We start from the raw sequence: 262 nt of genomic DNA, 5'->3' as shown, positions 1-262 counted from the left end.
GGGAGCTTGCTCCCGCTGGGTCGCGAAGCGGCCCCAAATCAGTCATATTTGCCATCTGAAACACTTCAATTGCGGCTTTCGGGGCTGCTACGCAGCCCAGCGCGAGCAAGCTCGCTCGCTCGCCACAGAGCCCGTGATTCGCTGCTTTGAATTTTCTCAGGATAAAAATAATAGGGACGAGAAATGCACCAGCAAGAAACAGGTTTGAAACGCGGGCTCAACGCCCGACATATTCGCTTCATGGCCCTCGGTTCCGCGATCG

At 55.7% G+C, this 262-nt stretch carries 1 protein-coding gene; it reads left to right on the top strand.

The window, feature by feature from the left end; translation table 11 throughout:
- Positions 1-208: hypothetical protein (locus AC0L3B_RS39710; protein WP_473383345.1), on the top strand; the 208-nt coding region annotated here is incomplete at its 5' end.
- Positions 209-262: the final 54 nt, after the last annotated feature.

This window comes from Bradyrhizobium sp. Kon56, from assembly GCF_055807635.1.
This window is presented reverse-complemented; position numbering and strand designations above follow the sequence as displayed.